Annotated in this window: 19 protein-coding genes; 13 read left to right on the top strand and 6 right to left on the bottom strand. The window is 63.3% G+C overall.

The genetic code is table 11. From position 1 onward, the window contains the following. Window positions 1-147 precede the first annotated feature (147 nt). Window positions 148-1,050, top strand: coding sequence for a LysR substrate-binding domain-containing protein (locus NKH97_RS12795; RefSeq protein ID WP_352439635.1), 903 nt, complete (start codon window positions 148-150; stop codon window positions 1,048-1,050). 144 nt (window positions 1,051-1,194) lie between these two features. Here NKH97_RS12795 and NKH97_RS12800 read toward each other — a convergent pair whose 3' ends face one another. The 4 genes from NKH97_RS12800 to NKH97_RS12815 form a co-directional block, all read right to left on the bottom strand. Further along, window positions 1,195-2,451 (bottom strand): Hsp70 family protein, encoded by a 1,257-nt coding sequence (locus tag NKH97_RS12800; protein WP_352673599.1) that lies wholly within the window; start codon window positions 2,449-2,451, stop codon window positions 1,195-1,197. Window positions 2,452-2,720: 269 nt separating this feature from the next. Next, complete coding sequence (locus NKH97_RS12805; RefSeq protein WP_027161734.1) at window positions 2,721-3,512, bottom strand: TIGR02186 family protein; 792 nt, start codon at window positions 3,510-3,512, stop codon at window positions 2,721-2,723. Next, entirely contained in the window at window positions 3,512-4,435 is a 924-nt protein-coding gene (locus NKH97_RS12810; protein ID WP_023811359.1) for a sulfite exporter TauE/SafE family protein, read from the bottom strand. Before NKH97_RS12810 ends, NKH97_RS12805 begins: the two co-directional genes overlap by 1 nt. A 191-nt stretch (window positions 4,436-4,626) precedes the next feature. After that, a complete protein-coding gene (locus NKH97_RS12815; RefSeq protein WP_352797092.1) occupies window positions 4,627-8,688 on the bottom strand; it encodes a peptidoglycan-binding protein in 4,062 nt (1,353 codons plus the stop codon). A 454-nt stretch (window positions 8,689-9,142) separates the two neighbouring features. Here NKH97_RS12815 and NKH97_RS12820 point away from each other — a divergent pair, with 454 nt between their 5' ends. The 8 genes from NKH97_RS12820 (at window position 9,143) to NKH97_RS12855 (ending at window position 18,708) form a co-directional block, all read left to right on the top strand. Then, the gene (locus NKH97_RS12820) at window positions 9,143-9,601 is read left to right on the top strand and encodes a MerR family transcriptional regulator (RefSeq protein ID WP_352797119.1); all 459 of its coding nucleotides are present in this window, start codon (window positions 9,143-9,145) and stop codon (window positions 9,599-9,601) included. 270 nt (window positions 9,602-9,871) lie between these two features. Further along, window positions 9,872-11,683, top strand: a complete 1,812-nt coding sequence (locus tag NKH97_RS12825; RefSeq protein ID WP_352797095.1) for an acyl-CoA dehydrogenase — start codon at window positions 9,872-9,874, stop codon at window positions 11,681-11,683. 121 nt (window positions 11,684-11,804) lie between these two features. Further along, window positions 11,805-12,974 (top strand): acyl-CoA dehydrogenase family protein, encoded by a 1,170-nt coding sequence (locus NKH97_RS12830; RefSeq protein WP_352797096.1) that lies wholly within the window; start codon window positions 11,805-11,807, stop codon window positions 12,972-12,974. Between the two features lie 32 nt (window positions 12,975-13,006). Next, entirely contained in the window at window positions 13,007-14,215 is a 1,209-nt protein-coding gene (locus tag NKH97_RS12835) for an acetyl-CoA C-acetyltransferase (RefSeq protein ID WP_127295300.1), read from the top strand. A gap of 14 nt (window positions 14,216-14,229) precedes the next feature. Continuing rightward, window positions 14,230-16,449 carry a 3-hydroxyacyl-CoA dehydrogenase NAD-binding domain-containing protein gene (locus NKH97_RS12840; RefSeq protein ID WP_352797099.1) on the top strand — a complete coding sequence of 740 codons (2,220 nt, stop codon included), beginning with the start codon at window positions 14,230-14,232 and terminating at the stop codon, window positions 16,447-16,449. A gap of 65 nt (window positions 16,450-16,514) precedes the next feature. Further along, the gene (locus NKH97_RS12845) at window positions 16,515-17,069 is read left to right on the top strand and encodes a thioesterase family protein (RefSeq protein ID WP_023811352.1); all 555 of its coding nucleotides are present in this window, start codon (window positions 16,515-16,517) and stop codon (window positions 17,067-17,069) included. Between the two features lie 115 nt (window positions 17,070-17,184). Beyond that, entirely contained in the window at window positions 17,185-17,853 is a 669-nt protein-coding gene (locus tag NKH97_RS12850; protein WP_352797102.1) for a S24 family peptidase, read from the top strand. Between the two features lie 9 nt (window positions 17,854-17,862). Next, complete coding sequence (locus tag NKH97_RS12855) at window positions 17,863-18,708, top strand: thermonuclease family protein (protein WP_352797105.1); 846 nt, start codon at window positions 17,863-17,865, stop codon at window positions 18,706-18,708. Here the strand turns inward: NKH97_RS12855 and NKH97_RS12860 are convergent. Continuing rightward, entirely contained in the window at window positions 18,674-20,320 is a 1,647-nt protein-coding gene (locus tag NKH97_RS12860; protein ID WP_352797108.1) for a lysine--tRNA ligase, read from the bottom strand. The genes NKH97_RS12855 and NKH97_RS12860 overlap by 35 nt on opposite strands. 165 nt (window positions 20,321-20,485) lie before the next feature. On the opposite strand from NKH97_RS12860, the gene NKH97_RS12865 reads away from it, so the two are divergent. After that, entirely contained in the window at window positions 20,486-20,893 is a 408-nt protein-coding gene (locus NKH97_RS12865; protein WP_352439626.1) for a tellurite resistance TerB family protein, read from the top strand. Between the two features lie 61 nt (window positions 20,894-20,954). Here the strand turns inward: NKH97_RS12865 and NKH97_RS12870 are convergent, their stop codons facing one another. Then, window positions 20,955-21,803: an ABC transporter substrate-binding protein gene (locus tag NKH97_RS12870; RefSeq protein WP_352631078.1), complete on the bottom strand. Its 849-nt coding sequence runs from the start codon at window positions 21,801-21,803 to the stop codon at window positions 20,955-20,957. Window positions 21,804-22,051: 248 nt separating this feature from the next. Here NKH97_RS12870 and NKH97_RS12875 point away from each other — a divergent pair, with 248 nt between their 5' ends. The 3 genes from NKH97_RS12875 to NKH97_RS12885 all read left to right on the top strand — a co-directional run bounded on the left by NKH97_RS12875 (window position 22,052) and on the right by NKH97_RS12885 (window position 24,282). Next, entirely contained in the window at window positions 22,052-22,783 is a 732-nt protein-coding gene (locus NKH97_RS12875) for a helix-turn-helix transcriptional regulator (protein WP_023811347.1), read from the top strand. Window positions 22,784-22,879: 96 nt separating this feature from the next. Then, window positions 22,880-23,518, top strand: coding sequence for an acyl-homoserine-lactone synthase (locus NKH97_RS12880; RefSeq protein WP_352631080.1), 639 nt, complete (start codon window positions 22,880-22,882; stop codon window positions 23,516-23,518). 14 nt (window positions 23,519-23,532) lie between these two features. Continuing rightward, entirely contained in the window at window positions 23,533-24,282 is a 750-nt protein-coding gene (locus NKH97_RS12885; protein WP_013533649.1) for an enoyl-CoA hydratase-related protein, read from the top strand. Window positions 24,283-24,419 lie beyond the last annotated feature (137 nt).

The raw sequence follows: 24,419 nt of genomic DNA on the forward strand, positions 1-24,419 counted from the left end.
CAGGGATCTGAACCGCCCGATCATTCTGTTCTCTGCGATCTCTCGGCGAATTTTTTCTAACTTCGTTCGAAAACTTAGAATAAAGCTATCGATCTGTCTAATCAGTTGTTCTTGTAAATTCGATCGATATTGGTTCTTAATGCAGACATGACCCTGGACCAGTTGCGGATTTTCGTCGCCGTCGCAGAGCGCGGCCATATGACCAAGGCGGCGGAACTGCTGGGCATTTCGCAGTCGGCCGCATCGGCCGCCATCCGGGCGCTTGAAGAACAGCACGGCGTCCATCTGTTCAACCGCGTCGGCCGCAACATCGAGCTTGCCCAGACCGGCCACCGGTTCCTGCCGGAGGCCAAGGCCGTGCTCGAGCGGGCCGCCGCCGCGCGCAATGTGCTGGAGCATGTCTCACAGACCGTCACCGGCAGCCTCTCGATCGCCGCCAGCCAGACCATCGCCAGCTACTGGCTGCCGCGCCGGCTGGCTTCCTTCCACGAAGCCTATCCGGCCGTCAGGCTGAGCGTCTCCATCGGCAACACCAGGCAGGTCGAGGCCAATGTCCTCGATGGCGCTGCGGATCTCGGCCTGGTCGAAGGCCGCACCGAGTCCGACATACTGCGCCGCACCAAGGTCGACGTCGACAGGCTGATGCTGGTGGTTGCCAGCGCGCATCCGGAGATCCCCGAAGTCGCGCCCGGCCGCCCTGACATCAAGGGTCTGCGCTGGATCATCCGCGAGGGTGGTTCGGGTACGCGCGAGGTGCTGGAGGATCTGGCGCGCCACGAAGGGATTTCGCTCGCCGACCTCCAGATATTCCTGGTGCTGCCGAGTAATGAGGCTATCCGCCAGGCGGTCGAGGCAGGAGCCGGCGCCACCATCATTTCGGAGCTTGTCGTGGCCCGCGCCGTGGCCGAAGGCGGTCTGAGATCGGTGCCGCTCGAACTGCCGAAACGCGACTTCGCCATGATCACTCATCGCGATCGCCAGGCAAGCCTGGCCCAGATGGCGCTCAAGGCACATCTGGGTACGGAGATGAACGGGTCCGCGCCAAGATAGGGTCCGTTGAGATTCAGGTCAGGCCGAGTCGAAAATGGCTGACGCCGAGAACCGGAGCGGAGCGTACTTAAAGTACGTGAGCACCGGAAGCGCAGGTACCAGCCATTTGCAGGCCGGCATCACCTGAATATCAATGGACCCTGATCAGCCGAACTTCCGTTGGGCATCTAGCGCCAGCCCAAGTCCGACCGAGCCGAACATGTCGCCTTCGATGACGGACGCCTGCGGCACCAGCGACAGGATTTCTCGTCTGGCCAGCGGGATCGCGGTCGATCCGCCAGTCAGGAACACCGCGGTGATGTCGGATGGCTTCACCTGGGCGTCACGGATGGTCTGCGCCACCGTTGCTGTGACACGCTCGATATCCCTGGCGATCGTGGCATCCAGCCCGTTGCGCGTGATTTCGGCGGCGAACTCCGCACCCGGCAGCTTCACCACGACATCTGCGGACGATCTGTCGGTCAGCTGTATCTTGGCCTTCTCGACGAGTGCCGCCAGCGCGTGTCCATAGCGGTGTTCGACGATGTGGATGAAACGGCCGACCAGGTCGGCGCGCTCGGCCTCGTAGCGGATCTGGCGCAGATGCGTCATCGCCCTGGCGGTGTAGACCAGATTGATGCGCTGCCATGTCGCCAGATCGATGAAGTAGCTTGCCGGCAGATTGCGCTTGCCGTCCTTGGTTGGCGTCAAATAGCCGAGCTGCGGCATCACATGGGCGATGCTCAGCTGCCGATCGAAATCCGTGCCGCCGATGTGGACGCCCCGGCTGGCCAGGATGTCGTCCTTGCGGTCGAGCGACCGGGAGCGCTGCGGTGAAACGCGCACGATCGAGAAGTCCGACGTGCCGCCGCCCATATCGATTATCAGCGCCAGTTCCTCGCGCGTCACCTTCTGCTCGTAGTCGAGCGCCGCCGCGATCGGCTCGAACTGGAAAGCGATGTGCTTGAAGCCCTGGGCACGCGCGGCGTTCTCGAGTTCGCTTTGCGCCTTCGCGTCGGCCTCGGCATCGTCATCGACGAATTGCACCGGCCGGCCAAGCACGACGGTCTCGACCGTATCGCCGGCATCTGCTTCCAGCCTCTTCTTGAGATGGCCGAGGAACATGCCGACGATCTCCAGGAAGCCGATCGACCGCGATTTGATGCGGGTCTTTTCATGGGCCAGCGAACTGCCGAGCACGCTCTTCAGAGAACGCATCAGCCGGCCTTCGACGCTGTCGGTGTAGTTGGCGATGGCGTGGCGGCCAAAGCAGGTGCGGTTGTCCTCGAAGTTGAAGAATACGGCACTGGGTAGCGTCACCTGGCCGTCCTCAAGCACGACGAGCCGCGGCTGCCCGTTGCGGACCACGCCAACGGTGGAGTTCGAAGTCCCGAAGTCGATGCCGCCGAAGGCTGGTCGCATGACAAGTTCCTGTATTTGTCGTCGGCGAGCCGACAGGCGCCGAGAAATCGCGCGCTGCCCGGGGACAGGCTGCTCTGCCGAACCGAATTGTTTGTGTCTGCCATTTGGCTGGGGAGCGCGGTCTACCGCATGCCTCGGCAAAGGGAAACCACTTTTCGGGGAAAGTTCTGAAGTGCGTCGCGTTTGAGCGGATTCACGCGACGCACTTCAGGTCTTGATTCGATGCATGTCGTTCTCCCAAAACCGGGGCCACTTTTGGGCGACATGCATTAGTCCCGCCGGAAGATCAGCCTTCCAAGCCAGCCAGTCAGCATGGCCAGCGATATCGCGAAGACGCCATAGAGGAACGAATAATTGTGCGCGACACGGAAGATCGACTGTTCGAAACCGGATTTGCGGATTTCGAGCTGGGCCGAGCTTTCCTTGATGAACAGGCCGCTCTTGAACAGGAACGCGCGGGCTTTATGGGTTCCAACTGGCACATTCGGTGCCAGCCTGACGGTGGCGCGGAAAAGGTTCTGCGACAAAAATTGCACGCCGCCGACATTCTCGCTGTAGAGGCCGGTCGCCGACTTGCGCTCCCGCAGTGCCGCCGTGAACTCCTCGATCGTCGCCGGGCTGTCGCCGGCATCGGCGGGCTGCATATAGAGGTTGGAGGCGCCGAGCGACAGCTGCTTGTAGCTGTTGGGTTCGGTGATGTCCTGCAGCGGCCGCGTCGTCGCCACCGAATAGGAGACGGGCACGTTTTCGAAGGTCTCGGAGTCCAGATTGACCCAGACGCCGAGCACCCTGTCCTTGCGGCGCACCACCACCGGCTTGGGCGGACCTTCGAGCACGACGATGACGTCGTAACGGCCTTGGCGCGCGACGAGTGGATCCGGGTTTTCCAGCGAACCGAAGATGGTCAGGTCGGCCCCGGAAAAGCCGGCGGTGATCGAGACGTTGTCGGTGGAGAGCCCGATCTGGATGCCTTCGGTCAGCGGGACCTGTGCCTTCGCCGGCACGGCGGCCGCAAGCAGCGACAGGACAATGGCGGTTGCGAATGTGTTGCGAGCCCTCATCAGTTGAGGCCCGCGGCAGACAGCGAATAGAGGTTGGGCGGGGTGACGAACAGATCGATCGCCAATCGTATCGCCACCGCCAGCACGAGCAGCGCCAGCAACGCCCTGAGCTGCTCGCCGCGCAGCCTCTGGCCGGCCTTGGCGCCGTACTGCGCACCGGCGACGCCGCCCGCCATCAGCAGGAAGGCCAGCACGACATCGACCGTCTGGTTGGTGGTGGCGTGGACCAGCGTCGTATAGGCGGAGGTGAAGATGATCTGGAACAGCGAGGTGCCGATGACGACGTTGGTCGGCACTTTCAGCAGATAGATCAGTGCCGGCACCATGATGAAGCCGCCGCCGACGCCCATGATCGACGACAGGAAGCCGATACCGGCGCCAAGGCCAAGTACGGGGATGACGCTGACGAACAGTTTTGACGCCCTGAACCGCATCTTCAGCGGCAAGCGGTGGATCCAGTTGTGCTGGCCGGATTTCTTCAGCACCGGCGCCGCACCGCTGCGCGTGGCGCGTAGCGCATTGACGCTTTCGACCAACATCAGCCCGCCGACGGTGCCGAGCAGCACGACGTAGAGCAGCGAGATGAACAGGTCGAGCTGGCCGAGGCGGCGCAGGAAGGCGAAGACGTAGATGCCGCCGGTGGAGCCGACAATGCCGCCGGCCAGCAACACCCCGCCGAGCTTGAAATCGAGCGTACCGCGCTTCATGTGCGAAAGGACGCCGGAGACGGAGGAGGCGATGACCTGGTTGGCGCCGGTGGCGACCGCGATCGCCGGGGGTATGTTGTAGAAGATCAAGAGCGGCGTGATGAGGAAGCCGCCGCCGACGCCGAACATGCCCGACAGGAAACCCACCGCCGCGCCCATGGCCAGCAGGACGAAGATATTGACGGAAATTTCCGCGATCGGGAGATAGATGCCCACCCGTCAGTCTCGATCAGTTCTGCCGTCGGCGAATGCAACCGTTGCGGGCATCTTGGACCGACAAGCCAATTCGTTCTTGCGCCGGAGGTGCTGCGAAGTCAAACCGCGCTACGCCGCCGAAACAAAAAACATCTCAATCAGTTAACAGGCGAATGTGTGGCAGAGGCGTCGTGGAAACGACGCCTCCGCCGTTATTTGCGCGCCAGCAGCGCCTTGACCAGTTTTTCATCGACTTCGCCGGTCGCCGGCATCTTGTTGTCGGTCTGGAAAGCCATGATCGCGGTCTTCGTCTTCTGGCCCATCTTGCCGTCGGCGCCGCCGGCGTCGTAGCCGTTCTTGTTGAGAATGCGCTGGATGTTCTGGACGGCCTTCTTCATGTCGATGCTGGCTGTCGTCTGCGGTGTGCCGTCCTGCCAGGATTCAGGAATGTCGGCCGAATTGGCCGCCGCATCCAACGGCTTGGCCTTCCACAGCTCAGTCGCGGCGCGGGCGCGTTCGAGCTGCTCGGGCCGCAGCGCATTGGCGATCTCGTCACGCTTGGCCGCCGCATCCTTGTCGCCGGTCTTGGCGACAAGCGCGAACCATTTGTAGGATTCCTCGAGGTTCTGTTTCATGCCGACGCCCTTAGCGGCGAGGATGCCGAGGTTGAACTGGCTGTCCTTGACGCCGACATCGGCCGCCGCCTGGAACCAGTGCGCGGCCGATTCATTGTCGGTCACGCCGTCTGCCGCCATGGCGAACAGGACGGCTAGATTGTGCATGCCGCTGGCGTTGCCCTGTGCTGCGGCAAGCTGGTACCAGGTCTTCGCCTTCTTGATGTCGCGCGCGACGCCGACGCCCTTTTCGTAGAAATTTCCGATGCGGTATTCGGCCGGCGCGAAGCCGAGTTCCGCCGATTTCTCGTACCACTTGGCCGCTGCCGCCATGTCTTCCTTGACGCCGCGCGACTCGGCATAGCGCGAGCCGATTTCGAACAGCGCCTTGGCGTCGCCGCCGGCGGCGGCATCACGCAAGGCGGGCGGGCCGGCGTCAGCGGGAATGTCGAACTTTGCCGTCGTCGCCGGCGAAGCGTCCACCGGCGGAACCGCGCCCGTGGTGTCCTTGGCGATGGTCGGCTCTGCCGCCATAGGCTGGATGCCGGTGTCGGTATCGGCAGCTTCCGGGGCGACCGGAACGGTCGAGGGCGGCGCAGCCGGGGCTGTTGTCTCGAACACCGCTGGGTTCGCATCGGCCGATGTGGCCAAGGCGACGGGCGCCGGAACCGGCTCGGCGGTCGGCGCGGCACCCATCGACGGCTCGGCGCCTGACGGCGTGGCAATCATGCTTTGCGCGGCCATGTCGTCCTTGGTTGCCGGTGCGGACGGCTCGGCCTGTCTGACGGCATGGTCCGGCGCGCTTTCCACTGCCGCGGGCTGCGCGTCCGTCTTTGGCTGGCTCGCGGCATCGAGCGAGGCGGTCTGCACCGGCTGCGAGGCGACGATCGGCGCGACATCGTTGCTCGCCACCTGGGCCGGATCAGCGAAGAAGGCCTTGCCCAGTTGCAGAGCGCCCAGCGCCAGCAGGATCGCGGTTGTCCCCATCAGGATTGGCTTGCGCCGTGCCTTGAGCAGGTCGCCGATCCGCAGCGCCTTCACCGGTCCGGTCACCGTCGACTGGCGCTTCAGCGCATCGGCCTCGGCGGCCGCGGCCGGCGCCGCGCGCCGGGCCGCGGCGATGAAATCCGATTTGGCGGCATCGGTGTCGCTGGGCTTGGCCGGCTGGCCGCGCTCGTCACGCACGCGCTTCATGATGGCATTGAGGTCAGGTGCGCCGGAGCCGGGCTCCAGCGGCCGGTTGGCCATTTTCGGATCGAGCGGCTCGTCGAGATCGACGCTCGGGATCGGGGCACTCGGCGCCGAGCCGGCCAGTGGCGGCATGTCCGCCTCCTTCTTGCCCTTGAAGGCGCGAGCCAGGCCACCGAACAACGACTTGCGGCCGCCTGCCTGTTCGCCTTTCTCGGCGATCGTGTCCGAACCGAGCGCGGCCATGGCAGCCGCCGCCGCAGCCTCGGCCGGCGTGCGCGTGCCGATACCAATACCCAGGTCGCCACGCGTACCCAGGTCGCCACGCGTACCCAGGTCGCCACGCGCACTCGGCTCGTTGCGCAGGATGGCGGCGGCACGGCCATCGAGATCGGCCATGTCCCCGGTCAATGGCAGGGGCTGATCGATATCCATCGACGGCGCGTCGACAGCCATTTTGGGCCGCCGGGCGCCGCGCCAGTTGCTCGGCTCGGCCGGTGCCGCATCCAGCAATTCGCTCATCGCCTCGACCGGCTCGCCGGGTTCGAGCGAACCTAGCCGGTCGACGATCTTGAGCAACGTGTCGTGGATGGCCTCGAACGTTCTCGAATTGCGCTCGTCGGAGCGCCGCGTCAGCGTTTCAAGTGTCTTCAAATCCTGGGCGAGGCCGGAAACCGCGGTCGTATTGGCGCTCGAACCGGCCAGCGATTGCACTGCGTTCTCGGCCGCTTCGCGCGCCGCGCCAAGGATGGAATCGCGGGTTCCTGCGAGCGACTTTTCAATTTCGTTGAGACGCGGGCTGATGTCCTCGAATTCCGGCAGCGGGGTGCTGGGCTTGGAAAGATGAGCGGACAGGCCGGCAACCTGTGCTTCCAGGCTGCGGATCAGCGCCGGATCGATGCCGGCGACCTGTGCGGCCGACGCGTCCAGCCGGCTTGAAATGTCTTCGAGCCGGCTCTCCAGGCCGCGGATCGCGGCTTCGCCCGCGGGATCGGGCACACGCGTTTCCATACGCTTGGCGAGCGCCGTAAAGCGGGCATCGATGGCTTCCATGATGCCGGCGCTGTCGACCTGCGGCATGCGCTGGTCGAGCCTGTCGGCAACCTCGTCCAGTCTGCGCTCGAGATCGCGGAACAGCATGTTGCCCTGTTCGATGGCGTCACCCTGGCGGCGTTCCATCATGCTCGACAGCACGTCGAAGCGCTGCTCCAGCCCATGGAAGATGTAGTCGGCGTCAGGCATGGCGGGCGCCTGGTCGATCTTGTCGGCGATGAGTGCGATCTGCTTGGCCAGGCGCTCCATCGCCTGCTCGGGCAGATTGGCGCGACCGCCGAGCTCGTCGACCCGACCGGACAGCGTGCTCAGCCGGTCCATGACCGCGTTGCCTGGACGATCCTGCGCCACTTCCTCGATCTGGCTGGCAAGCGAGTCGATCCGCCTCTCGATGCGCTCGAAAGCCTCGTGGTCGAATGAATTGGCTTGCGCCGCGACCGTGGATGCGACGATGGCGCGGGAGATCTCGTCCAGCCGCTCGTCGATCATGCCAAGTGTGTCGCTGCCGCGATTGTCCTGCTGGCTGGCGAAATGGTCGACAGCGCCGGCAAGCGTGCGCACCTTCTCCTCCAGCGAGCGCAGCGACAACGATTCCGGCAAATTGTTGACGGCATTGCTGATTTGCTCCAGCCGGGCCGTCAGAGCAGACAGGCCCGGGTCGTCCGAGCGCTTGCGCTGGTCGGCGTCGACGCGGTCTTCGAACGCCGTCCAGCGGCGATCGAAATCGTCCCAGCGGCGGTCGACCTTCTGCACGCTCTCTTCGCGTGCCAGCGTGTCGAGTGCGGCTTTGACCTGTTCGAGTTCGAGCCGCAGCATGTTGACGCTTCTGTCGTCGCTCTTCTCGGCCAGGGTCTGGATGGCGCCCGAAAGCCGCTCGAACTCAAGGCCGAGTTCAGCACTGCCCTTGGCCAAAGCACCGGGCCTTGCGCCTGACTGGAAAGCCCGCTCGATGTCCTTGCGCAGCGCTTCGAATTCCCGCTGCAGACCTGCGGTCATCTGGTGGCGCAGTTCCTCGCGCATGCCGCGCAATTCGCCGGCGATCTTGCCGACCATGGCAACGCCATCCTCCTGGCCGCGCACGCGATCGATATCGCGGGCAATGGCCTGGTAATTCTGCTCGAAAGCGGCGGCTCCCTGCAGCGGGCTCTTCGGACGCGGCGCGGGCTGCGGGTCCTCATACCAGCGCTGCTGGCCAGAGGGCCGGGCGGCGGGATAGCGCGCGTCGGCAGCATATTGGCGGGGATCGGTTTGGCGCAGATCTGGTTGGCGGGGATCGGGACGTGCCATCGGATCCTCGCGCGTCCGCTCCAGCCGCTGCTCCAGCGTCTCCAGCGACTGGTTCAACTGCTCGAGCGTGGTCTGCGGCCTGCGCTGCCTGCCGGCATTGAGTGTATCGAGATAGGACCGCTTGCTGTTCATCGGTGCGTCCGTCTTTCAGAATGGCTGGCTCGCGGCCAGTTCCCCCAGGTCCCTATCGGAACGAAGGCGACCGGCGGCGATGCCGCGGCGGAAGACGAGCTTCCCGGGCTCTCGCCCGCGCTCCGAAAAACCGTGAAAAATTCGATACAGGATAAACACGGGTAGCCGACGCGCCCACATTTCCCCCAACGTGGTAAACAACGCGTTAACCAAACTTAAGAAATTGAAAGGATGTCGGCTGCTGGCCTGACGGTGCGGCATAAAGGGCGGCGCGCAGAACGCCCTTGCGTCATCATGCGGCAATCGGTATAGAATTGACGTAAACGTAAAAGGCGCATTGAGCGCATGTTTGCGATTTGTTTGTTGAAACCACGACTGGAAGCAGGCCCCCGCTTCCAGTCAGGCGACGCACGGTCCGGGACCGCGACGCCACCAGACGGGGAAGCCAGTGACCATGAAGCTTATCTCGGCCGGCGAGACCGCGGCCAATACCAATATGTCTGCCGAAGCCGGCGAGGACCTCGCCCGCATCGGCGAGATGGCGAAGAAATATGGAGTGACGCTGCGCACGCTGCGTTTCTACGAAGACAAAGGCCTGCTCAACCCGCAGCGCGACGGTTCGACCCGTCTCTACACGCGCCGCGACAAGGCCCGCCTCAAGCTGATCCTGCTTGGCCGCAAGGTCGGGTTCTCGTTGCGCGACGTCAAGCAGATGATGGATCTCTACGATCCGACCGGTTCAAACACCAAGCAGCTCAAGCTTGCGCTGGACAAGTCGGAAAAGCAGCTTGCCCGCCTGCAGAAGCAAAAGGCGCTGATCGACGACGCCATCAACGAGCTGAGCGGCTCGATGTCGGCGGTGCGACAGATGCTGAGCGAGCGTTCGGCACCGCAGGCGAGCGCCGCCAGCTAAGTCCTCCGCCAATTGTCTGACGATCAAAGCCGCGTGGCCTGCCACGCGGCTTTTCGTTGTCCTGGCCCACTCTTATGGCCTTTCGGCGCTGGCTTGCGCAACGTCGCGCCGCTACGCTCATTGCTCCAGTGGGCGGGGAATCTTGTCGCATCGAAAAAATTGACGTTTACGCACACGTCAATTTTTGCTATCCGCTCCCAATATGGGTCCGCATGCCGCCCTGGCCTGTCTTGGGGGTATTCGGACCGGGTTTGCAGGGTGGAGAAAAGCATGCCGACATACAGGGCTCCGGTCCAGGATACGCTGTTCGTGCTCAACGAGGTTCTGGGTTATCAGCGTTATTCGAACCTTCCCGGATTTGCCGATGCCACGCCCGATGTGCTCGAGGCGATCCTCGCCGAAGGCGCCAAGCTCGCCGAAAACGTCATGCATCCGCTGAACCGTGTCGGCGACATGGAAGGCTGTGTGCGTCACGACGATGGCTCGGTGACCACGCCGAAAGGCTTCAAGGAGGCCTTCGACCAGTATCGTGAGGGCGGCTGGATGGGATTGGCCGCACCCGTCGAGTTCGGCGGCCAGGGCCTGCCCTATGCCGTGCACACCGCTGTCGCCGAATATATGGTCTCGGCCAATATGTCCTTGATGATGTATCCGGGCCTGACGCAGGGTGCGATCGCCGCGATCATCACCCACGGCACCGACGAGCAGAAGGCGACATGGTTGCCGAGGATGATCGAGGGTGCCTGGACCGGCACCATGAACCTGACAGAGCCGCATTGTGGCACGGATCTCGGCCTGTTGCGGACAAAGGCGGTGCCGAACGGCGATGGCACCTATAAAATTTCAGGCCAGAAGATCTTCATCTCGGCCGGCGAACACGACATGTCGGACAACATCGTCCATCTGGTTCTGGCCCGCATCGAGGGCGCGCCGGAAGGCGTCAAGGGCATCTCGCTGTTCATCGTGCCGAAGCTCAAGCTCGACCCGTCGGGCAATCCGGGCACCAGGAACACCGTCTCCTGCGGCTCGATCGAGGAGAAGATGGGCATCCATGGCAATTCGACCTGCGTCATGAACTATGACGAGGCTGAGGGCGCGCTGCTCGGCGAGGCCAATGGCGGCCTGAAGGCGATGTTCACGATGATGAACGAGGCGCGCCTCGGCGTCGGCCTGCAGGGGCTTTCGCTGTCGGAGATCGCCTACCAGAACGCCGTGTCCTACGCCAAGGACCGTTTGCAGGGCCGCTCATTGTCGGGGCCGAAGGCGCCGGACAAGAAGGCCGACCCGATCATCGTCCATCCCGACATCCGCCGCAGCCTGATGACCATGAAAGCCTTCAACGAGGCCGGCCGCGCGCTGGCGCTGTGGACGGCGATCAAGTCCGATGTCGCTCACCGCTCGGGTGACGACAAGGACCGCCAGGCCGCCGACGACTACACCGGCCTGATGACACCGGTGGTCAAGGGCGTGCTCACGGACAAAGGGTTCGACCACGCCGTCATGGCGCAGCAGGTGTTCGGCGGTCACGGCTACATAGAAGAGCATGGCATGAGCCAGTTCGTGCGCGATGCCCGCATCGCCATGATCTATGAAGGCGCCAACGGCATCCAGGCGCTCGACCTCGTCGGCCGCAAGCTCGGCCTGAATGGCGGCCGCGCCGTGCAGGCCTTCTTCAAGGAGGTCGGCGAATTCTGCGAGGAGAACCGCGCTAACGAGAAGATGGCGCCATTCACCAAGGCGCTGAAGAAAGGTCTTAACGATTTGCAGGCGGCGACCATGTGGCTGGTGCAGAACGGCATGGCCAAGCCCGACAATGCCGGTGCGGCCTCGACCGACTACATGCATCTCTTCGGCCTGGTTGCTCTGGGCTATATGTGGGCGCAGATGGCCAAGGTGGCACTTGGCAAGACGGGCGCCAATGGCGCGCAATCCTCTTATGAAAACAACGTGGCTTTCTACGACAACAAGGTCGTGACGGGGCGCTTCTTCATGGAGCGGATCATGCCGGAGACGTCGGCGCATCTCGCCCGCATTTCGAGCGGCGCCGACACATTGATGGCACTGCCGGCGGAAGCGTTCTAAAGATGACCTGCGTTCCCCTCCCTCTCGAGGGGAGGGTGGCCCGAAGGGCCGGGAGGGGTCGTTGCGGCAGTGCGCCGACTTCAGCTTCGATGATGCATCTCGGGAGGAGTATCATACCAGCATGACCAACCCAGCTGAAATCCTTGGCCTTCCGAAGCCCGCCTGGGCGGCGGACGAGGTCGGCATGCTCTACGACATGGCGCATCGCTTCATGTCGGAGGAGATCGCGCCGCGCTACGACGAGTTCGAGAAGAACGAGATGGTCGATCGCGAAAGCTGGCTGAAGGCAGGTTCCGCCGGCCTGCTCTGCGCCTCGATGCCGGAGGAATATGGCGGCTCCGGCGGCACATTCGCGCATGAGAGCGCTATCATCGAGGCCATCGGCCATGTCGGTGTCGACGGGTTCGGCATCGGCCTGCACAATTCGATCGTCGCCCCTTATATCCTCCACTACGGCTCCGAGGAGCAGAAAAAGAAATGGCTGCCGAAACTGGCGACCGGCGAGCTGATCGGCGCCATCGCCATGACCGAGCCCGGCGCCGGCTCCGACCTGCAGGGCGTCAAGACGCGGGCGCAGAAGGATGGCAATCAATACAAGATCAACGGTTCCAAGACCTTCATCACCAATGGGCAGCTTGCGAACTTCATCATCGTCGTCACCAAGACCGATCCGGAGAAGGGCGCCAAGGGCACCTCGCTGATCGTCGTCGAGACCGACGAGGTCGAAGGTTTTCAGCGCGGCCGTAACCTCGACAAGATCGGGCTCAAGGCCAACGACACGTCGGAGCTGTTCTTCAACGACATGCGCGTGCCGACCTCCAACCTGCTCGGCCACGAGGAAGGGCAGGGCTTCGTCCAGTTGATGCAGCAACTGCCGCAGGAGCGACTGCAGATCGGCACCGGCGCCATTGCGATGATCGAGCGGGCGCTGGCGCTGACTATTCGTTACGTCAAGGAGCGCAAGGCGTTCGGCAAGGCGATCATCGATTTCCAGAACACCCAGTTCAAGCTGGCCGGACTCAAGACCGAGGCCACCATCGGCCGCGTCTTCTACAATGATTGCGTCACCCGCCACATCGCCGGCGGCCTCGATCCTGTGACCGCGTCGATGGCCAAGTACTGGCTCAGCGACCTGCAGGGAAAAGTCGTCGACGAATGCCTTCAACTGCATGGCGGCTATGGCTACATGAATGAATATCCGATCGCCCGCATGTTCCGCGACGCTCGCGTCCAGCGCATCTACGGCGGCACCAATGAGATCATGAAATTGCTGATCGGCCGCTCTCTCTGAGGGCAACGACCGGCAAACCCAAGGAGCAAGCAATGGCTGAAGCTTATGTCTATGACGCTGTGCGCACACCGCGCGGCAAGGGCAAGAAGGACGGATCGCTGCACGAGGTGCCGGCGGTGCGGCTTGCCGCCAAGACGCTCGAGGCGCTGCGCGACCGCAATGGGCTCGACACCGGCAATGTCGATGACATCATCTTCGGCTGCGTCGATCCGGTCGGCGAAGCCGGCTCGGTCATTCCGCGCGCCGCCGCCTTCGAGGCCGGCTACGACACCAAGGCGCCCGGCATGCAGATCTCACGCTTCTGCGCTTCCGGGCTCGACGCCATCAATTTCGGCGCCGCCAAGATCGCGCAGGGCGCCGATGAGATCGTCATTGCCGGCGGCGTGGAATCGATGTCGCGTGTCGGCATGGGCGCCTCGGGCGGCGCCTGGTTCATGGATCCTTCGGTCGGCCTGCCCGGCTGGTTCGTGCCGCAAGGCATCTCGGCCGACCTGATCGCCACCAAATACGGCTTCAGCAGAGACGACGTCGACGCCTATGCGGTCGAGAGCCAGAAGCGCGCCGCCAAATCCTGGGCCGATGGCCGCTTCAAGAATTCCGTCGTCCCGATCAAGGACCAGAACGGCCTGACCATCCTCGACCATGACGAACATATGCGCCCGTCCACCGACATGCAGTCGCTGGCCTCGCTCAACCCGTCCTTCGTCATGCCAGGCGAAATGGGCGGCTTCGATGCCGTCGCCGTGCAGAAGCATCCCGAGGTGGAAGAGGTCAATCACGTCCATCATGCCGGCAATTCGTCCGGCATCGTCGACGGCGCCGCCGCCGTGCTGCTCGGTTCGAAGAAGGCGGGCAAGGCGATGGGGCTGAAGCCGCGCGCGCGCATTCGTACCTTCGCCAACATCGGCTCCGAGCCGGTGCTGATGCTGACCGGCCCGGTCGACGTCACCGAGAAGCTGTTGAAGCGCGCCAAGATGAAGCTCTCGGACATCGACCTGTTCGAGCTCAACGAAGCCTTCGCTTCGGTGGTGCTGCGCTACATGCAGGCGTTCGACATCGATCACGACAAGATCAACGTCAATGGCGGCGCTATCGCTATGGGTCATCCGCTCGGCGCCACCGGCGCGATGATCTTCGGCACGGTGCTGGACGAACTCGAGCGCCGCGATCTCAACACCGCTCTGGTGACGCTGTGCATCGGCGCCGGCATGGGAACCGCAACCATCATCGAACGCGTCTGACGGGGAGAGAAACGATGAGCTACACCAATTTCACCCTCGACATCGACGCCGACGGCATTGCGCTGGTTACCTGGGACATGCCTGGCCGTTCGATGAACGTCTTCACCGAGGAAGCGATGCGGGAATTGAACGCCATCGTCGACAAGGTGGCTGGTGACGCCGCCATCAAGGGTGCGGTGATCACCTCCGGCAAGGACACCTTCTCCGGCGGTGCCGACATCACCCTGCTGCAGAAGATGCTGACGACCTTCGCCGCGGAAAAGGGCAAGGACGCCGAAAAGGCGACCAAGGCGCTGTTCGACAATGCCGGCATGATGACCGGCCTGTTTCGCAAGCTGGAAACTTGCGGAAAGCCGTGGGTGTCGGCGGTCAACGGCACCTGCATGGGCGGCGCCTTCGAATTGTCGCTCGCCTGCCACGGCCGTGTCGCCGCCGACAGCGACAAGGTGAAGATGGCGCTTCCGGAGGTGAAGATCGGCATCTTCCCGGGCGCCGGCGGCACCCAGCGCGTGCCGCGGCTGACCGATCAGCAGCAGGCGCTGCAGATGCTGACCTCCGGCCAGACACTGTCGCCGCAGAAGGCCAAGTCTATGGGCCTGATCCATGAGATCGCCGAGCCGGTCAGATTGGTCGAGACCGCCAAGGCGATGATCAGGAACGGCCTGAAGCCGGTCGCTCCTTGGGACGAGAAGGGTTTCAAGCTGCCCGGCGGCCCGATCTACTCGGTGGCGGGCGCCAATCTGTGGCCACCGGCCATCGCCATCCTGCGTCGCGAGACCTACGGCAACTATCCCGCCGCCGCCGCGATCCTCAAATGCGTCTATGAAGGCCTGCTGGTGCCGTTCGACACCGCCTTGCGCATCGAGCAGCGCTATTTCACCGAGATCATGCAGACCAGGGAAGCGGCGGCGATGATCCGCTCGTTGTTTGTGTCGCTGCAGGAACTGAACAAGGGCGCCCGCCGCCCAGCCGGCGTGCCCGAAACCAAGTTCAAGAAGGTCGGCATTCTCGGGGCCGGCTTCATGGGCGCGGGCATCGCCTATGTCACCGCCAAGGCCGGCATCCCGGTGGTGCTGCTCGACCGTGATCTGGAGTCGGCTACCAAGGGCAAAGCGCATTCCGACGGCCTGATCTCGGATCAGGTTAAGAAGGGCCGCGCCAAGCCGGAGGACAAGGACAAACTGCTGTCGCTGATCACGCCGACGGCGGACTATGCCGACCTTGCCGGCTGCGATCTGGTGGTCGAGGCCGTTTTCGAGGATTCGAGCGTGAAGAAGAGCGCCACCGAACAGGCGGAAGCCGTGCTGAAGCCATCGGCGATCTTCGCGTCGAACACCTCCACCATCCCGATCTCGTCGCTGGCCAAGAATTCGGCGCGGCCGAAGAATTTCATCGGCATCCATTTCTTCTCGCCGGTCGACAAGATGATGCTGGTCGAGATTATTTTGGGCAAGAAGACCGGCGACAAGGCGCTGGCCACCGCGATCGACTTCGTTCGCGCCATCAAGAAGACGCCGATCGTCGTCAACGACACGCGCGGCTTCTACGTCAATCGCTGCGTGCTGCGCTACATGTCGGAAGCCTACAAGATGCTGATCGAAGGCGTTCCCGCGCCGATGATCGAGAACGCGGCGAAGGCAGCCGGCATGCCGGTCGGCCCCCTGGCGCTGACCGACGAGACCGCCATCGACCTTGCCCAGAAGATCATGAAGCAGACCATCAGGGATTTGGGCGACAAGGCGGTCGATCCCAAGCAGATGGCGCTGATCAACACCATGGTCGACGATCACGGCCGCTTCGGCCGCAAGAACGGCAAGGGTTTTTACGATTACCCGGCGAAGCCCGCCAAGAAGAAGCTGTGGCCGGGCCTTAAGGATCTCTATCCGCAGCTTGCACCCGAGAAGGTCGATTATGGGGAACTGCAGCAGCGGCTGCTGGTCACCATCGCGCTGGAAGCGGCGCGGGTGATGGAAGAAGGCATCGTCACCGACCCGCGCGAGGCCGATGTCGGCTCGATCCTCGCTTTCGGCTTCGCTCCCTACACCGGCGGTGCGCTGTCCTACATCGACGGCATCGGCGCCAAGGCGTTCGTCAAGATCGCCAAGAACCTGCAGAAGAAATACGGCGCCGAGTTCAAGGCACCCAAGCTGCTGCTCGACATGGCCGAGAAGGGCGAGACCTTCTACCAGCGCTTCGATCCCTATGCGAAAGGCGACGTGAAGCAGGCAGCCTGACGCATGGGTAAAATCAGGAGTCTTACAGCGTCCTTTGCGCGTCCAAGAGGACGCGCGGCGCTGTAATGTATGTCTGGGCGCGCATGGTGCGCATGATGGCCACGGCACGCAGCCGTGGCCCCTATGTGATGGGCGGCGAAGGCCGGCTGGCTTTCCGCTGCCTGCCGACCGACATCGATTTCAACATCCATCTCAACAATGCGCGCTACATGATGCTGGCCGATCTCGGCCGCATCGACCTGTTTGTTCGTGCAGGCCTCATCACGCTGGCAAGGAAGAATGGCTGGGCGCCGATGATGGGCGGACTGCAGGCGGTCTATGCACGCGAGATCAGGCTGTGGCGCCGCTTCGAAGTGGTGTCCTCGATCGAGACCTGGGAAGGCACCCAGGTTGTCGGCAAGCACCGCTTCGTCCTCGACAATGGCGAGACGGCCGCGTTGATCCTGACGACAGCCGGCGTCTACGATCGCAAGGCTCGCAACTTTCTTGAGATTGACGAGGTCGTTGCGGCACTTGGTCGTGCCGTGAACCCGCGGCCACCGACGCAAACGGAGCGGATTTTCATGACATCGCACCAGGGTCTGCGCAGCTTGGCCAAGGGCGTCGATCGATCCCGGTAGTCGGACTTTCCGCGATCGACGGGAACGTTTGCAACCACTCCACGACCGGTGGACAAAACGACATTCCAAGACTAGAAGGGAAAGGTATTTTTTCCTGCGCCGAAGGAGAGCGAGCATGCTCTCGCACGACCGAGTCTGGGCTGCCATCGATGCTCTTGCCAAGCGCTATTCGCTTTCGGCCTCGGGTTTGGCCAAGCGTGCGGGGCTCGATTCCACTGCCTTCAACAAGTCGAAGCGTTTGTCGTCGGATGGCCGGCCGCGCTGGCCCTCGACCGAATCACTGGCCAAGATCATCGAGGCGACGGGCGCCTCACTCGACGAATTTACCGGTCTGATCGAAGGCCGGCCCGGGATCAGCAATGGTGCTTCGACCAGCAATGCCGCTTCGGTCGCCCGCAGAAGCTCCGTGCCGTTGCTCGGCTTTGCCCAAGCCGGCGCAGGCGGCTTCTTCGACGATGCCGGCTTTCCAGTCGGGCAGGGTTGGGATCTGGTCGAACTGCCGGCGCAATCGACCGAGAGCTCCTACGCGCTGCAGGTGCAAGGCGATTCCATGCTGCCGCTCTACCGCAATGGCGACGTCCTCATCGTCGAACCGGGCGCCGTCACCCGCAAGGGCGATCGCGTCGTCGTCAAGACCACATCAGGCGAGGTGATGGCCAAGGTGCTCGAGCGCCAGAGCGTCAAGTCAATTGCGCTGGTCTCGCTCAATCCCGATCATCCCGACCGCGACATTCCCATGCGCGATGTCGAGTGGGTGGCGCGGATTGTCTGGGCAAGCCAATAGGTCAAGCTGGTGCGGCTTCTCCATCATGCGCTGGCGGTTCTGATGGTCCCTGTGATGGCGGCCATGGTCGTCGCTGGCGGTCGCACGCTGAAAGGAAGCGACAGCGTCGTCACGGTGGACCAGCTTGATCCGGGCGCCGATACGATGGCGCAGCAGGCTGCCGGGACGGTGCCGCAGGAGCCGGCCACCTCAGCCATCGCAGCTCCACAGCCGCCGAAGCCGCATTCAAGGGCAATCGATCCCGAAATCGTCGCGCCGCCGGAACTGCCCGCCGACGGGCTTGAACGGGTCGAGCCGCGCGAGCCATTGAGCAAGCTCGCGCTGGCTGTGCCGCCCAAGCCGAAAATGCCCGACGATTGGAACGGCACAAAGCTGTTCCAGCCGGTTGCGCCGGCCGCCGGCCTGATCGAAGCGAAGGGCTATTCGGTCGCGGTTTCCGGTATCGACATCGTGAGGCAGGACGAGACCTGCAGCGAGGACGGCAAGCCCTGGCCGTGCGGCGTCCGGGCGCGGACGGCGTTCCGCGCCTTCCTGCGCGGCCGCGCGGTGGTCTGCACGGTCCCGCCGCAGGGTGGCCGCGACCTGATCGCAGCCGAGTGCCGGATCGGCAAGCAGGATGTCGGTCAGTGGCTGGTCGAAAATGGCTGGGCGCGCGCCGCCAAGGGCGGCCCCTATATCGAGGCAGGCGACAAGGCGCGCACGGCGAAGAAGGGCATTTTCGGATCGGCGCCTGATCTGTTCGGCATGCCGGCGATGCCGGCCGCGCCCGGCCCGGCGCCTCAGGCGCCGGGTTCGATCCTCGAAGAGGTCGATGGCGTGCTCAAGCCAGCTGACCAGCCAGCGCCCGCTCAATGAGCGCACGTGTCTCGGCAACGCCATAGAGTGCTGCGAAAGAGCCGAAGCGCGGGCCGCGCTCCTGGCCGATCAGCACCTGGTAGATCATCTGGAAGAAGGCGCCCGATACGCCGGGGCCGCCTTCCGGGCTCTGCTTGGAATGATCCTGATAGCGCTCGATCCTGCGTGCGACATTGAGCGAGGCGTTCTGGATCGCTTCGCCGCTGGCGTCCGCCGGCAGCGCGCCAAGCGCTTCGTCGAGGGCTGCCAGCGCCTCGCGCTCGACCTCGTCGGCGGGCCGGAAGGTTTTCGTCGGCTTCACGAAATCGTCGAAATAGCGGATCGCATGGCCGACCAGCCGGTCGAGCTCGGGATGCGTCTTTGGCGTCACGCCTTGCGTATGACGTGAAATGAACCCCCACAGCACATCCTTGTTCTGCGCGTTGGAGGCGCTGACCAGATTGAGCAGCAGCGAGAACGGCACCGGCATGTCGATCGCGGGCGGGTTGCCGTCATGCATGTGCCAGACCGGATTGCCCAGCCGTTCCTTCCAGTCCTGCCGGGGATAGGCGGCGAGGAACGTATAGTATTCGTCCACGGCCCGCGGGATGACGTCGAAATACAGCTTCTTGGCCTGCCGCGGCCGCTGGTACATGTAGAGCCCGAGGCTTTCGGTCGGCGCATAGGTCAGCCACTCGTCGATGGTCAGCCCGTTACCTTTCGACTTCGAGATCTTCTGGCCGTTCTCGTCGAGGAACAGTTCGTAGACGAAATGCTCCGGCGCCCGTCCGCCCAGAATGTTGCAGATGCGGTCGTAGACCACCGCATTGGTCTGGTGGTCCTTGCCGAACATTTCGAAATCGACGCCAAGCGCTGCCCAGCGCATGCCGAAATCCGGCTTCCACTGCAGCTTCACGCGGCCGCCGGTGATCGAAAGCGTCGTCTCGGTGCCCTCGTCGTCGAAGGTGATGGTGCCGGCCTTGGCGTCGACATGCTTCATCGGCACGTAAAGCACCCGGCCGCTCTTCGGCGAGATCGGCAGGAACGGGCTGTAGGTCGCCTGCCGCTCGGGCCCGAGCGTCGGCAGCATCACCGCCATGATCTGCTCATAGCGTTCGGCGGCGCGCTTGAGCATCGCATCGAAACGGCCGGCTTTGTAGTATTGCGTCGCGCTGGCGAACTCGTAGTCGAAGCCGAACGTGTCGAGGAAGCGGCAAAGCATCGCGTTGTTGTGGTCGGCGAAGCTCGCATAGTCGCCGCCGAAGGGGTTGGGGACCGACGACAGCGGCTTGTGCAGATGCGGCTCGAGCGCGGCGCGGTCCGGCACACTGTCGGGTATCTTGCGCATGCCGTCCATATCGTCGGAAAAGCACAGCAGCTTGGTCGCGACCTTGTCCTGCGTCAGGACGCGGAAGGCATGGCGCACCATCGAGGTGCGCGCCACCTCGCCGAACGTGCCGATATGCGGCAGGCCGGACGGCCCGTAGCCGGTCTCGAACAGGACTGTTTGCGGGAAGTCGGCGCCTTTGTAGCGCTCGATGATCTTTTTGGCTTCTTCGAACGGCCATGCCTTGCTTTCGGTCGCGGCCGCCAGCAGCTCGGGGTTGAGATCGATGATGTTTGATCCCGCCATGTCACAATTTTCCAAATCATTTGCCGGCCCGAAGGCGGGCCGCAGCAAGGGTTTTTCATCCGGTCTCTAGGCGTGCAGCGCCGGAGCGTCAACGCGTGCGGCGCTTTTTCCTTGCGGTGCAGAACGGGCGTTCCTAACTTCGAGGCCCGGTTCAAGGAGAAAAAATTGCCGACACCTCATGAAGCCCTGATCTATCTGATGGTCATCACCTCGGCCTCCGACCGCGACATGACCGATGTCGAACTGGCGCGGATCGGCGAGGTCGTCCGCTCCTGGCCGGTGTTCGAGGACTTCAACCACGACAGGCTGGTCGGCGTCGCCCAGGACTGCCAGAAGCGCCTGCACGAAAAGCATGGGCTGGAGGGCGTGCTGGCTGAAGTCGCCGAGGTCTTGCCTGAGCGGCTGCGCGATACCGCCTATGCCGCCGCCTTCGAGGTTGCCGCCGTCGACCTCGAAATGCGCATGGAAGAGGTGCGGGTGCTGCAGCTGATCCGGCGGCAGCTCGACCTCGACACGCTGACGGTTGCTGCCATCGGCCGCGCGGCCAAGGCGCGGCTGCGCACGATGACCTGAAAGTCCTTGGCCGGGCGTTGTTGAGATTCGGCTCAGGCCGGCAAAGCTGACCGGAACCGGATCAGAAAAAGCTCACCGGAAAATAGCGCAGATAAAATTCGGCGAACGTGCCTTTCATCGAAATTTCCTGCAGCGCGTAATCGATCGCGGCGGCCAGCGCCGGATTGTCCGCTTTGGTGGCGATGGCCATGCCAGTGCCCAGATATTCGGGCGCCAGATAGGGCCCGCCGGCAAAGCGGCAGCAGCCCGCCGCGTCCGAGCCGCCCAGCCAGAAAGCCAGGCGCATGCCGTCGCCGAAGGCGGCGTCGACCTTGCCGGCCTTGAGATCGGCATAGAGGTCTTCCGGCCTGTCGAAAGGGATGACCTGAACCGTGCTGAAATAGTCGCGCAGCATGCGCTCATGCGCCGAGCCTGATATCACGCCGACACGCTTGCCGTGCAATTTGTCAAAGACGGGCTCGGTCAGTGCCTTGCTCTTCGGCATGATGAAGCGCGCTGGAAACTGTAGATAGGAGCGCGAGAAGGCGTAGGTCGTGCGCGATTCCGGTGTTGCGGCGATGCCGGCGATGATCGCCTCGCCTTCGTCTTTCCGCAGTGCGCCTTCCAGCTCGGCCCAAGGCAGGGCCTGGATCTGGCATTTTTCGACGATGCCAAGCTCGGCGCAGATGGCGCGTGCCAGATCGATATGGAAGCCGGACAGCTTTCCCGCACCGTCGAGGAAGTTGAAGGGCGGGAAGTCCGTGGTGGTCAGGAATCTCAGCCGGGGCAGCGTCGAAAGGTCTGGTTTGGGCAGCCGCTCCTTGGCATCCCACAGCATCGGAACCTGAGGCGCCGCGGCGCGCGCGCCGTCGGCGAACGACAGCAATCCGATCAGCATCGCAAAGGCGAAGGATCTCCACCGGAACGCCAAGATAAAACTCCGCCACAGTCGTGCTCGCACCGGTTTTGGTACGAAAATGGTACAGGCACAATGGTTTTTGATTTCAACCCGCCGATTTCAGGATATGATTCAACCGGTTTGCAAATCAGCTCCGGCCGCCTTGGTGAGGGAAGCCACAAAATAAGTATGCGATTTGCAATCCGTGGTCGGTGGCGAAGTGTAAATCAGGCACGCATCATTGGCCGCAATGCACGAGGCAACATGGGGTTGATGTTGCGATGGGTCAGTTCGATCGCACGCTGGAATACATAGACCAACTGCAGCACGCCGCAACGGCGGCGGCGGTCTGTGAAAGGCTGCTGGGCATAACATCGGATTTCGGTCTCACCGCACTGATGGCTGGAACCGTACCGCAGCCAGGCACGCCGGCCGGCCAGCAAAAGCAGCATGTGCTTCTCTGCGATTGGCCGGGAGAGTGGCTGGAGCGCTATGTCGCGCGCAACTATGTCGATCATGACCCCGTCGTCAGCCATATGAAACAGTTGCAGGCGCCCTTCCAGTGGCACGAGGCGTCGCAGGGCATCCGCATCGACAAGAGCAGCGGCGAAGTGATGGGCGATGCCGGCGCCTTCAAACTGCGTGATGGATTGGCCTTTCCGTTGATCACGCTCGACGGCCAGATCGTCATGGTGTCGCTCGGCGGCGAGGCCGTGGAATTGTCCGTCGCCGAATTCGGCCAGGTGTCGCTGGTCTCGACCTACGCGGTCGGCCGCGCCATGCAACTCCACACCATGGCGAACAGCACCATCGATCATATCGTGCTGACGCCGCGCGAGCGCGAATGCCTGCAATGGGCCGCCGTCGGCAAGTCCGAATGGGAGATTTCGCAAATCCTCGGCATTTCCGAACACACCTCGGAGAAACATCTTCTTAACGCCAAAAGCAAACTAGGTGCCGTCAACAGGGTGCAGGCCGTCGCGGAAGCGATACGGCGCGGCTACATTAGTTAGGTCGGCCGTGCCGACCTGGAATTTTTGCCTACGCGATCACGCAATTTTCTCATCAAAGCACGGCCGTATCTTCCTCTGAACGCAGGAGACGGCGGAATGCTTTTTTCCCTTACAACCCAGGAATTGATGGAACGTCCCGACCTTTGGGAGGCCGTCCATCGGTTGCGCTACAAGATATTCGTCGAAGAGATGGGGTGGGATGACCTCAGGCGCCCCGACGGGCTCGAACTCGACCAGTTCGATCACGACGAGGCGGTCCATCAGATCGTCATCAGGGGCGGTGAAGTGGCGGGTTATCAGAGGATGTTGCCGACGACGCGGCCACATCTGCTGACCGAGGTCTTGGCCGATCTTTCCGAAGGAACGCCGCCATCGGGTCCAAACATCTGGGAATTGACCCGCTACGCGGTAGCTCCCGGTTTTCGTGACGGCCGTCGCGGCGTTTCGACCGTCGGCACCGAACTGATTGCCGGTTTCGTCGAGTGGGGGCTGAAGCGCGGCGTCGACAAGGTGATCATCGAGTTCGAGCCGATGTGGGTGCTGCGCGCCTTGCAACTGCATTTCCTGGCGACCCCGCTGGGCTATCAGCGCACCTATGGCAACCAGCAGGTCGTCGCCACCTTGCTCACCTTCAACGAACACACCCTCGATGTGGTGCGATCGCGCCGCAATCATTTTGCTCCCGTGCTGGCCAGGGGATATCCCGACATGCTCGGGCAAAGGCGTGCGTCATGAGATCGGAGACAGTCATGAGCACACACCCGCAACCTGAACTTCGCAACCACACGCTGGTCGTCACCGTGTCGTCGAGTGACGGCCGGCCGGTGCTGGACAGGAGGGCCTATGAAAGCCTGGCAAGGACCTTCCATGAAGCCGCCGACAATGAGGAGGTTCGCGTCGTCGTGCTGCGCGGCCTGGCAGGCTGTTTCTGCCTGGGCGGGGACTTCTCCGAATTCCTCGACGCCACCAAGCACCAGAAACTGATTGCCGCCGTCACCGACCTGTTCCGCACGCTGGCGACGTTTCCCAAGCCCATCCTTGCCTGCGTCGATGGCGATGCCGTCGGTGTCGGCTGCACCATCCTGTTCCATTGCGACATGGTGATCGCGTCCGATGAGAGCACGTTCAGGGTGCCGTTCGTCGATTTCGGCCTGGTGCCGGATGCGGCGACCAGCATCCTGGCGCCGCAGAAGCTCGGCTATGCCGGTGCCTTCCGCTTCTTCTGCCTCGGCGACACGCTTCGCGCCGAAGATGCCAGGGCGCTCGGCCTTGTCGCGGAGATCGTGCCGGGAGGCACCGTCGAGGAGGCGGCTCTCGGCCGGGCAAGACAACTCGTCAAGAAGCCGGTCGCCGCCTTGCTGCAGACGCGCGGCCTGCTGAAGGGGAACACCGAGGCCCTCTGCGACCGCATCGATCAGGAGATTTCGCTTTTCCAGCAGGCGCTGCAGGACGACACCACGCTGCGGCGATTGCAGCGCATCGCCCGGCTCGCGGCCTGAGCGAAAGCATCAAGGAACGCGCCCCCCCGCCCAAGGCCCCCCGGGCCGGAACGGGCAAAAAGGGTTGCCCGGGAATGACCGCCAAGGGCGAGTTATGAGGATTTTTTGGAGTCCCTTTATTTTGGATACACCCCCCA

The organism is Mesorhizobium sp. M0870, from assembly GCF_040319775.1.
Classification (GTDB): domain Bacteria; phylum Pseudomonadota; class Alphaproteobacteria; order Rhizobiales; family Rhizobiaceae; genus Mesorhizobium.